This is a genomic window from Methylomonas sp. LL1 (genome assembly GCF_015711015.1).
Lineage (GTDB): Bacteria > Pseudomonadota > Gammaproteobacteria > Methylococcales > Methylomonadaceae > Methylomonas.
On record NZ_CP064653.1, the window covers coordinates 1,981,645 to 1,993,581 of the forward strand.

General features: G+C 52.6%; 8 protein-coding genes. 6 read left to right on the top strand and 2 right to left on the bottom strand.

What is annotated here, in order from left to right; genetic code table 11:
- Position 1: 1 nt before the first annotated feature.
- Both IVG45_RS09265 and IVG45_RS09270 read right to left on the bottom strand, forming a co-directional pair.
- On the bottom strand, positions 2–196 hold the full coding sequence (locus tag IVG45_RS09265) for a hypothetical protein (RefSeq protein WP_196437534.1): 195 nt from the start codon (positions 194–196) through the stop codon (positions 2–4).
- 6 nt (positions 197–202) lie between these two features.
- Positions 203–2,497 (bottom strand): DNA translocase FtsK, encoded by a 2,295-nt coding sequence (locus tag IVG45_RS09270; RefSeq protein WP_196437535.1) that lies wholly within the window; start codon positions 2,495–2,497, stop codon positions 203–205.
- 175 nt (positions 2,498–2,672) lie between these two features.
- Between IVG45_RS09270 and trxB the strand changes: the two genes are divergently transcribed.
- From trxB to cas1f, 6 genes are all read left to right on the top strand, one after another.
- Complete coding sequence (trxB, locus tag IVG45_RS09275) at positions 2,673–3,629, top strand: thioredoxin-disulfide reductase (protein ID WP_196437536.1); 957 nt, start codon at positions 2,673–2,675, stop codon at positions 3,627–3,629.
- A 519-nt stretch (positions 3,630–4,148) separates the two neighbouring features.
- The gene (locus tag IVG45_RS09280; protein WP_196437537.1) at positions 4,149–8,345 is read left to right on the top strand and encodes a hybrid sensor histidine kinase/response regulator; all 4,197 of its coding nucleotides are present in this window, start codon (positions 4,149–4,151) and stop codon (positions 8,343–8,345) included.
- A gap of 392 nt (positions 8,346–8,737) precedes the next feature.
- The gene (aat, locus tag IVG45_RS09285) at positions 8,738–9,430 is read left to right on the top strand and encodes a leucyl/phenylalanyl-tRNA--protein transferase (RefSeq protein ID WP_196437538.1); all 693 of its coding nucleotides are present in this window, start codon (positions 8,738–8,740) and stop codon (positions 9,428–9,430) included.
- On the top strand, positions 9,418–10,134 hold the full coding sequence (locus IVG45_RS09290; protein ID WP_330165390.1) for an arginyltransferase: 717 nt from the start codon (positions 9,418–9,420) through the stop codon (positions 10,132–10,134). Before aat ends, IVG45_RS09290 begins: the two co-directional genes overlap by 13 nt.
- 18 nt (positions 10,135–10,152) lie before the next feature.
- Positions 10,153–10,719, top strand: a complete 567-nt coding sequence (efpL, locus tag IVG45_RS09295; RefSeq protein ID WP_196437539.1) for an elongation factor P-like protein EfpL — start codon at positions 10,153–10,155, stop codon at positions 10,717–10,719.
- 230 nt (positions 10,720–10,949) lie between these two features.
- On the top strand, positions 10,950–11,927 hold the full coding sequence (gene cas1f, locus IVG45_RS09300; RefSeq protein ID WP_196437540.1) for a type I-F CRISPR-associated endonuclease Cas1f: 978 nt from the start codon (positions 10,950–10,952) through the stop codon (positions 11,925–11,927).
- Positions 11,928–11,937: the final 10 nt, after the last annotated feature.

An 11,937-nucleotide genomic window follows, 5' to 3' on the forward strand; every position in this document is an offset into this window, starting at 1 on the left:
ATCAGGGGAAAAATCGGTGGCCGATAAAATACAGCGTGGCAAACAAAAACAACTGCAGAAAAGTCAACAACCAGAAATAACCGATGAACATCATGATTTTCACCGGCTTTTCCTGTTCCTTGCGCCTGATCATCCACCAACTGCTTACCGTGGAAATCAGCATCACTACCAATAACGCAATAATCGCCGCATTCATCGGCTATCAACGCGGCGGCGGAGCCAGCACCTCGCGGGAGCCGTTGGTCTCGGCCGGGCTGACCACGCCGGCATTTTCCATGTCTTCGATGATGCGAGCCGCGCGGTTGTAGCCAATTTTGAAGCGGCGTTGCACGCTGGAAATCGAGGCTTTCCGGGATTCGGTCACAAAGGCCACGGCTTCGTCATACAGTGCATCGCTTTCGCTTTCTTCTCCCTCGGCACCAGCCACTTCGCCGCTATCGGTGCGTTCTTGGGTGATTTCGTCCAGATAATTGGTGGGGCCGGTTTTCTTCAGAAATTCCACCACTCTATGCACTTCATGATCGTCGACGAAGGCGCCATGAGCCCGCAACGGGATGCTGGTACCGGAAGGTAGAAACAACATGTCGCCGTTACCCAGCAAGGCTTCCGCCCCGCCCTGATCGATAATGGTACGGGAATCGATGCGAGAGGAAACCTGAAACGAAATCCGGGTCGGCACGTTGGCCTTGATCAAGCCGGTCAACACGTCCACCGAAGGCCGCTGGGTCGCCAACACCAAATGAATGCCGGCCGCCCTCGCCTTCTGCGCCAGACGCGCGATCAACTCTTCAACTTTTTTGCCCACCACCATCATCATATCGGCCAACTCGTCGATCACGATGACAATACTGGGCAGTGTGGTCAGCGTGGGATAGTCTTCCAAAGCCACCGGCGTTTCCGGCCTGAACAATGGATCGCGTATCGGTTTACCGGCGGCTTCGGCTTCCGTCACCGCATGGTTATAACCGGCCAGATTACGCACGCCGACCTTAGACATCAATTTATAGCGCCGCTCCATTTCCGCCACCGACCAGCGCAGGGCATTCTGGGCATCCTTCATATCGGTCACCACCGGCGTCAGCAAATGCGGAATGCCTTCGTACACCGACAACTCCAGCATTTTGGGGTCGATCATGATCATCCGCACATCATCCGGCTTGGATTTATATAACAAGCTCAAGATCATGGTATTGATGGCGACCGATTTACCGGAACCCGTGGTACCGGCCACCAACGCATGCGGCATTTTGCCCAGATCCGCCACCACCGGCGTACCGGAAATATCCTTGCCCATCGCAATGCTGAGCTTGGATTTTGCGCGTTCGAATTCGTCCGATACCAGCAAATCGCGCAACGACACCATTTCGCGTTCCTGATTGGGAATCTCCAACCCGATCACCGATTTGCCCTCGATGATTTCAACGATCCGTACGCTGGTCACCGACAAACCACGGGCTAAATCCTTTGCCAAGCTGCTGATCCGGCTGACCTTGACGCCGGCCGCCAAACGCAACTCAAAGCGCGTGATCACGGGACCGGGCAACACGGCTTCCACTTCGGCGGAAATACCATAATCCTGCAAAACGTCTTCGACTTGCCTGGAAATTTCTTCCAACTCCAGCTTGGAATAACGCTTGACCTTGATTTCGCGCTTATCCAGCAAGGTCAAGGGCGGCAAGGCATTCAGATAAATATCCGGCCCAAAATCCTCCACCGGCTTGCTGTCTTTTTTACGCTGCGGCTTGACGGCTGCCGCCGGTTTTTCCATCGGAGCCGATTTTAGAATTTGTAAGCTAGGCTTTTTGGGCTTTTCCTCGTCAAGCGCTTCAGGTGCCCGGGCCTTTTTAACGGCCAACGGACGTTGCGCTCTTTCGGCACGTTGTCGCGCGGGAGCCTCAATCGCTTTCCGCCCCAGTACGGCAAAAACACCGATGGCGCATTTGCCGACGACATTCATCGCCCCCAACCAGGACATACCGGTCAACATGGTCACGCCGGTCATAAAAATCGCCAGCAATAACAGGGTAGAACCGGAATTTCCCAGCAAATGCACCAACACATCGCCGATTTCCCGGCCCAGAATACCACCGGGACTTTCCGGCAAATCGACCTTGGTTCTGAGGAAATGCAAATGTAAAAACAAAATCGCCGAGCCGGAAATCATGGTGGCGATGAAGCCGCCGCTCCGCATCAACAACAACCAGCGGCCGGTTTTAGATTGATCCGATGAGAACAACATGTAGCCATAGCCCAAAACCATGATAGGAATCAGATAAGCCATCAAGCCGAAAAAGTACAGAATAAAATTGGACAACCAGGCGCCGAACAAGCCGCAGGCGTTGTTGATGGCTTGATATGACGTGCTATGACTCCAGCCCGGATCGTTCGAATCGAAAGTCAACAGCGCGATCAAAAGAAACAGTCCGCAGCAGGAAAAACCCAATAATGCAATTTCGCGAAAACCTCTCGCGCTTCTTTCTTCCACAACAGCTACCATAACTTTATGCTCTCGAAAATAAAGCGTAATAAAACATGATTATAGATGATAAATGGCAGATTTTACATTAGCCGGTGGGATTTGACGGCGCCAGCCCCACGTTGTAACGGTTTTATCGCTCCGCAATTGCCCGTATAATTTTGTTACCTCAACCTGCTTCATGGAGAACGCCTCAATGGCTGCCGCAAAACATTGCAAACTTTTAATCCTGGGTTCCGGACCCGCCGGCTACACCGCCGCCGTTTATGCCGCGCGCGCCAATCTGAGCCCGGTCATCATCACCGGCATGCAGCAAGGCGGACAATTGACCACCACCACCGAGGTGGATAACTGGCCAGGCGACGTCGATGGCGTGCAAGGCCCCGAACTGATGGACAGAATGCTACGCCACGCCGAACGTTTCGATACCGAAATCCTGTTCGATCACATTCATACCGCCGACCTGTCGAAACGCCCATTCACCTTAACCGGCGACAGCGGAATTTACACCTGCGACGCCTTGATCATCGCCACCGGCGCTTCCGCTAAATATCTCGGTTTGCAGTCCGAGGAAGATTTCAAGGGTAAAGGGGTATCGGCCTGCGCCACCTGCGACGGCTTTTTTTACCGCAATAAACCGGTCGCGGTGATTGGCGGCGGCAATACCGCCGTCGAGGAAGCCCTGTATCTGGCCAACATCGCCTCCGAAGTAATCGTGGTACATCGCCGCGACAAATTCCGTTCCGAGAAAATCTTGTCCGACAAACTGTTGGAAAAATCTCAAACCGCTAACGTGCGTATCGAATGGAATCATCAACTCGACGAAGTGCTGGGCGATGAAATGGGTGTCACCGGCATCCGCATCAAAAACACCCAGGACGGATCGAGCAAGGACATTGATGTGCATGGTGTTTTTATCGCCATCGGCCACACGCCTAACACCGACATTTTTGCCGGCCAATTGGAGATGGACCATGGCTATATCGTGGTCAACAGCGGCATCCACGGCAATGCCACCGCTACCAGTATACCCGGCGTATTTGCCGCCGGCGACGTAATGGACTCGCACTACAAACAAGCCATCACCTCCGCCGGCGCCGGCTGCATGGCGGCGCTGGATGCGGAAAAGTTTCTGGATGAACTTACGGCATAAAAACCAGTTCTCTGCTTTACTGCCCGTGCCTACCGCTAACAGGCGAAAAACAGCCTGTTAGCGGTTTCCTGGTCCAGCTCCCATCCATCTTATATTGGGTTCCTGAGTCTGAGCGCCATCGGCGTTTCGCAACTCCGTCGAGAAACTGTGATATTAGGCGATCTATGACAATAAATGTATCCAATCCAAGTAATTTGCCGTTGACTGAGCGGAATCGAAGTCAACCGTTCGCTTCGGCTACATCGGCTTTGCTCGGCACAAGTCCGCTCAGCGAACGACACATATATTTGACATTGGCAATGGGTACAAACTTTCTCAAAAATCACCTTATTTGCGGATTTACATTATAAAACCAACAAAAACATGGTAATTTCCTAGCCTTGATTTCCCAGCCATTCACACTGAGGTTCAACCATGGAAATCCTTAAGCTGGATCGAGAAGTCAATGCCGTGATCGATCATTACCACGCACGGCAAAGGCCTCATGTTATCGACTGATTATTAACTCCCCATACTTGCATGATGCCACGACTACTGCTCGCCATCCTGAATACGGCCCTGTTCATTGCATTGTCGTTAATGGCATCTATCGCTTATTCGGCTCCCAATTATTTCTTTACCAATAAAAAAGACACCGCCAGCTTTAGCGTGGCGCCCAATATTCTTCAAGATCATCGGGGTTTTATCTGGTTTGCCACATCCGAGGGACTAGTGCGTTTCGATGGTTATCAGAGCAAAACCTTCCAACACAATCCGGATATAGCCGACAGCCTGCCACACAATTATGTTTCCAGCCTGCTCGAGGATAAGCAACACGGATTATGGGCAAGCACCATGGATGGGTTGGCGTATTTTCAAGAGGAAACCAACACCTTCAAACGCTACACCCCACCCAGCCAACCCAATGATTCAGGCCAGAATCGCCAAATCCGCAAACTAATTGCCGATACCAATAACGGCATGTGGCTGGCAACGCGAGACGGTTTGCAACATTTTGATCCGGCTACGGGTCAATTTAAAATTTATCAACATGAGCCTGGTCGTGCCGACAGCCTGGGTAAAAACAACATCCAGACGCTTGTTCAGGATTCAACGGGCGGATTATGGGTTGCAACCTGGCCCAGCGGTTTGGATTACTTGCCCGCCGGTAGTTCGCAATTTGAGCATTATCAAATCGACAGCCGTGATCCCGACGCACTCGGCAACACCATAAAGTCCTTGTTAATCGACAGCCAACAGCGTTTATGGATAGGCACGGAAGACGGTGTATTTCTGTTACCCAGCGATCGTAATTGGGGCAAGCTAAAACGCATCAACCTGCCCATGTTGCCGGAAAATTGCCGAATTTATAACTTTTTCGAGTCCTCGGATGGGGGCATCTGGATTGCCTCATTCAACGGATTGATACGCTGGGACGATACTCGACAACACGCCGACTTTTACCAGCATCACGCCGAAGATGAAAACAGTCTGCCGGGAAATCTTGTCATGTCGGTGTTTCAAGATCGCTCGGAAACGCTCTGGGTTGCCAGCGCCGAGGGCCTCAGCCTGCTTGATTTAGCCAGCAGTGGTTTTAGCCGCCTCTTGCCAAAAACGTTCCTTGGCGCGGATGCCAACATCAACAATGCCATAAAATCGCTAGATACGGCGGGACCCGGGCAGTTATGGCTTGGCAGTTGGGATGGCTTGCAACTGATCAACACCGAGACACGTCAAGTGATTAAAAATCTGGGGGTTAATCATCCTCTCGGCGGCGAGGTGCCAAAGGGCCTGATTTTTAGTGTTTACCAACAGCCTAACGGCCCCGTTTGGCTGGGCACTCGAACCGGATTATTCCGTTTCGACCGAGAAAAGGGGCATTTTCAGTCGATTTCGCTCGGCGATTCGGCCAATAATTTCGTCAATAAAATCGTGCCTAGCGGCCATGGTACGCTCTGGCTCGGAACCGGTGGCGGCTTAATTGAATATGATCCCAAATCGGGCATCAAACGAATATTCCAGCATGATCCGCTCAATCCGGATAGCTTAAGCAACAATTCCGTGTCGCTGATACTGGTTGATCGTAGCGGCAAAGTCTGGCTCAGCGGCGCCAATACCACCGGTGGCGGCTTAAGCATCCTGAACCCGGACACCGGCAAAGTCCAAAGCATTCAAGCCGATCCAACCGACCCGAACAGCCTAAGGAGTACCGACATCATGGACTTCGTGGAAGACAGACATGGTTCGGTATGGATTGCTTCCGTCAACGGTATTAGCCAAGCCGTGGTGGAAAACGATGGCAGGATTAGTTTTCGCACCTTCAACCATGCGCACGGTCTAGCCAATGACAATGTTCGCTCACTGAATATCGACAAAACCGGCAAACTCTGGTTGATCGCCGGTTCCGTCGTCTCAAGCTTTGACCCATCGATTCAACGCTTCGAGAACTATTATCTTCCCGGCGACTTCCCCGGCAGGACTCAACCGGGCGGATCATTTTTCAACGATGACGATACGTTATTGTTGGCTATGAGTAACGGTTTGCTGGTGGTTGACACCCAAAAAATGCGGCAAAACCAGATACAACCATCGGTGGCCATAACCGACATCAGCGTATTCAATCATTCGCTATCCGACGGCTATAAATCCGAAGGCATGCATCTGGCCGGCAGTGTGACGGCACCCAAGGCCCTGACGCTGTCCTGGCGTGAGTCGGTATTCTCGCTGAGTTTTTCCGCGCTGCATTTCGCCAATCCCGAACGCAATCAGTTCGCCTACAAACTGGAAGGCTTCGACCACGACTGGGTAAAGACCGATAGTAGCAATCGCGTGGCAACCTACACCAACCTCACGCCCGGCGAATACCTGTTTCGGGTCAAGGCCAGCAACAACTACGGCGTTTGGAATGAAGCCGGCGTCAGCCTACCCATCACCATCACTCCGCCCTACTGGCAGACAACCTGGTTCAGAGTGCTTGCCCTCGGCATGATCTGCGGTTTATTGCTATCCATCTATGTTTGGCGGGTCCGCCAACTTAAAAACGCGCAAGCCAAACTGGAACAGCTAGTTTTCCAACGCACGGTCGAGCTGGAAGACATGCATAAACAAGCGTTGGCGGCGGCGGAAATTAAAAGCACCTTTTTAGCCAACATGAGCCATGAAATTCGTACACCGATGAACGCCATCATTGGCATGACTCATTTGGTTCTGGAGGCGGACTTAACGCCTAAACAGCGTAATTACTTGAATAAAATCAGCTCTTCGGCCAAATGGTTGCTGGGCATACTGAACGACATTTTAGACTTTTCCAAAATCGAAGCCGGCAAACTCACGCTGGAATACACCGAATTCAGTCTTGATACGGTCATACAGTACTTGGCCGACGTATCGTCGCAGCTGCTAAATGAGAAACCATTACGGCTAAGCTTTGATATTGAGCCGGATGTTCCCACCGAATTGATCGGCGATCCGCTTCGCCTCGGACAGGTATTGCTCAATCTGTTGAGCAATGCCATTAAATTTACCGAATCCGGAGGCGTGACGGTACGCGTGCGGCGATTAAGCGCCGACGAAAAACAAGCACATTTACGCTTCAGCGTTATCGATACCGGCATCGGTTTAAATCAAGAGCAGCAAAGCAAATTATTCCAAGCATTCAATCAGGGTGATAATTCGACCACACGCAAATACGGCGGCACCGGACTGGGACTGGTGATCAGCAAGAGCCTGGTCGAAGCCATGGGCGGCACGATCGGCATTGAAAACAATAACGGACAACCGGGCACGACCTTCTATTTCACTGTGGCGCTCGGCGCGAGGACAGCGGCCAAACCCAATCCACTCGCTCCGCAAACCATTTTCCCGGACCATTACCCAGCACTAAGCCATGCCTATTTATTGTTGGTGGAAGATAATCCCATTAATCAAGAATTGATGCTGGACATACTCGCCAGCAAGGGTATCCGGGTCGATCTCGCCACCAACGGCGTCGAAGCCATAGAAATGGTTGGCGGGAACAGCTATTCGGCCGTGCTGATGGACTGTCTGATGCCGGTGATGGATGGCTTTGAAGCCAGCCGCATCATCCGTTCCGACCCACGCTTTGCCGATCTACCGATCATCGCCATGACCGCCAACGTGATGGCAAAAGATCGCGAACGCTGTCTTGCTAGCGGAATGAGCGATCATATCGGCAAGCCTATTGCCTGGGATCAGTTCTTCCAGACACTGGCACGCTGGATCAAACCGCAAACACCGCTTGATTTAACCGAGACCGGCGCGAAAGCAGTCTCCGTTTGGCGGGAACTTCCTGTTTTGCCTGGAGTAAACCTAGATATCGCGAAACAACACACCGGCAATAACCTTGTGTTGTACCGCAAAATGTTGACCGTGTTTCGTTCCGGGCATGCCGACGACGCCAAATTAATCAAGGCCGCTTATCAAGCGGGAGATCATGAAGCAGCTATTTATCTTGCGCATAAACTCAAGGGTAGCGCCAGCTCGGTGGCAAACGATCGGCTGACAGGCTTGGCCGCGGAGTTGGAACAAGCACTGATGCGGCAAGATACTCATGCGCTGGAAGCTCTGCTGGAAGACATCGGTGCGGTTTTGACGGAAATGATCAATGCGATTGACCAAGTCGCGCTAACCGGTCAAACACCGTTTTCCGTCCCCAATCCTGCTAATATCGAGGAACCGGCTGGGCGGTTGATGCCGGAGACGGATGCCGAAAGTTAACGATGGGATCGGCTGTTAAGGATTTTTTGGTGGTCGTTCATATATCGCCGGTGCAGGAGGGGCTTTAGCCGCGACCCAAGGATTTCGTCAAAAATAAGTTCCCGATATTCGAATGTCCTGTAGGGGCGAATTCATTCGCCCTGGGCGATTAAAATCGCCCCTACAAACAATTCAGGGAAATTATTTCCAACCAAATCCTAAGGCGATTCATGACAATAAATGCACCCAATCCAAACAATTTGCCGTTGATTAAGCAGACTCGTGCCGAGCGAAGCCGAAGCACAAGTCGCTCCACTATAAAATGACCGGAAACAAAATCGCCGATTGCCCTTACAATGTTGCCGGATTCGATTCCCATAACCCGACAGTACTGATTCCGCCGACAGCATTGCATGCAACTCACCCTGCTTGATCCCAACCAGCCCGAACAAGCGTTTCCGGCGCTACGCAAGGCATTAAATGATCCCAACGGCCTGTTGGCAATCGGCGGCTGCCTGTCTCCGCAACGCATTACCAACGCTTACAGACACGGCATTTTCCCCTGGTTCAATCCCGGCGAACCTATCTTGTGGTGGTCGCCGGACCCTCGCCTGGTATTGTTCCCGGACAAACTGAAGGTTTCCCGCAGTCTTAACAAAACCCTGCGCAAGCAACTGTTTGAGATTCGTTTCGATGACGCCTTTGCCGACGTCATCAATGCCTGCGGCGCCCCTCGCCATGATCAAGGCGGCACCTGGATTACCGAGGATATGAAGCGAGCCTATCAGCACTTACACCGACGCGGTATCGCCCACAGCGTCGAAGCTTGGCGGGACGGCGAATTAGTCGGCGGACTGTATGGCATCGGCATCGGCCAGGTGTTTTTCGGCGAATCCATGTTTCATAAACAAACCGACGCCTCCAAGGTGGTGTTCGTGCATCTGGTCAGGCAACTGACAGCCTGGGGCTACCAACTGATCGATTGCCAGGTCAGCAGCGAACACCTGATTAGCCTCGGCGCGGAGGACATTCCGCGCGGCAAGTTTGCCGATTTGCTTAACCGGCTTTGCCAACAACAACCCGATCCACGGGCATGGCAAGCATGATTTCAGTGCCTTTATGGCTGACCGCTAAACAAGACTGTAGTTATCTGGATGACAGGTTATCCCAATCCGCCGTGATAGATCCGGATTTCACGATGGATACCCTGCTCTATTCGCGCCTGATAGAGCAAGGCTTTCGCCGTAGCGGCGATCAGGTGTACAAGCCGCACTGCAATGGCTGCCAAGCCTGCGTGCCGACCCGGATTCCGGTCGCGGCCTTTCGAGCCAACCGCAAACAACGCCGTTGCGCCCGGCGCAATGCCGAAACCCAAATCGTCGTCAAAACGCCGGAATTCAACGAGCGCCATTTTGATTTATATCGGCGTTACCAAATCGCCCGTCATGACAAAACCTCGGAAAATGAAATCAGCCGCGAGGACTATTTGCATTTTTTAACTAGTTCCTGGTGCGACACCTGGTTTGTGGAATTTTTGATCGAGGGACGACTGGCCGCAATAGCCGTGGTCGACGCACTGGATAATGCCCTGTCGGCGGTTTACACCTTTTTCGACCCGGCCTTTGACCACTTCAGCCCTGGAGTGTTGGCGGTGTTGTGGCAAATCGACTCGGCCCGGCAACTCGGGCTGGATTACGTTTATCTGGGCTTTTGGGTAAAAGACTGTCGTAAAATGCGTTATAAAATTGAATACCAACCACTCGAAGGCCTGATCGGCCGACAGTGGCAACCGATTTCCGAACCATCTTAATCAAAGAGGACAATACCCGTGCCCAAAGCCAACGAACTCAAGCAAGGAACCGCCATCGAAATCAACGGCGAACCTTATGTGGTGAAAAAAATCGACGTGCGCAACCCCACCTCGCGCGGCGCCACCACCTTGTACAAAGTCCGCTTCACCCACATGAAGACCCGGCAAAAGCTGGATGAAACCTTCAAGAGCGACGACATGCTGAAGGCCGCCGATTGCTCGCGCTGCAACGTGCAATTTTCTTATCAGGACGGCGACACCTACCATTTCATGAACAGCGAAACCTACGAGCAGTACGCGCTGGCCGCGGAAGATTTGGAAGGTCAAACCGAGTATTTAAGCGACGGCCTGGAAAGCATCATCATGCTGCTGATGGACGACGCCCCGCTGGGCATCCAATTACCGACCACGATTACCCTACAAATCGTCGAAACCCCGCCGTCCATGAAAGGCTCCAGCGCCACCAAACGCACCAAAACCGCCAAACTCACTACCGGCCTGGAAGTACAGGTTCCGGAATACATCGAATCCGGCGAGATGATCAAGGTCAACACCGAAACCGGCGAGTTTTCCTCGCGGGCCTGATCGCTCGGCGCATCACCCTTCCAATATCTTCCCCGAATTCACATCACACGCTATTCCCCTCTGTGAAAAAGAGGGGTTAGAGGAGATTTTTGATACGCCTTTGATCCTCTTTATGCCCAGTGGATACTTTTTCAAAGAGGGAAGTTATTTGTAGCGAGATTCTGAACATAACCGGACAGATTCGCCCGATACCAACCATCGCAGTCATCTGAAAAATCGTGAGCCAAGCAATGGATCAATTAACCGATTTAAAAGCCATCCTGCACTCGAAGCGGGCCAACATCTACTACCTGGAAAAATGCCGGGTGATACAGAAAGATGGTCGCGTACTCTATCTGACGGAAGCCAAGGACGAAAACCTGTACAGGAACATTCCCATTGCCAACACCACGGTGATTCTGCTGGGTACCGGCACCTCGATTACCCAAGCCGCCATGCGCATGTTGGCCAGCGCCGGCGTATTGGTCGGTTTTTGTGGCGGCGGAGGTACGCCCTTGTTTAGCGGCTGCGAAATCGAATGGCTGACGCCGCAAAGCGAATACCGCCCCACGGAATACGTGCAAGGCTGGTTGAAATTCTGGTTCGATGATGCCCAGCGCCTGGTAATCGCTAAAGCCTTTCAACGCGCCCGTGTCGATTACATCCGCCGGGTTTGGGCCAAGGATCGCGAATTGAAAGCCGAAAACATCTTCAGTGACGACAGCGCCATAGCCGCCGCCCTGGACAATTACGCCGCCAATATCGAAAGCGCCGAAAAAACCGGCGACCTGCTGCAACGCGAAGCCTTGCTGACCAAACAACTCTATCGCTACACAGCCAAAGCCACCCAACACGGCGATTTCAGCCGCGACCACGACGCCACCGACCTCGCCAACGGCTTTTTGAACCACGGCAACTATCTGGCCTACGGCCTGGCGGCCACGACCTTGTGGGTACTGGGCATCCCGCACGGCTTCGCGGTGATGCACGGCAAAACCCGCCGTGGCGCGCTGGTGTTCGACGTTGCCGACTTGGTCAAGGACGCCATCGTCCTGCCCTGGGCCTTTGTCTGCGCCAAGGAAAAAATGAGCGAACAAGAATTTCGCCAGCCAATCCTGCAAAAGTTTACCGACCACAAGGCGCTGGATTTCATGTTCGAGCAGGTCAAGCAGCAAGCTCTCAATCCTCCTGGCAATGTAGGGGCGAATTCATTCGCCCAAGGCGATTAAAATCGCCCCT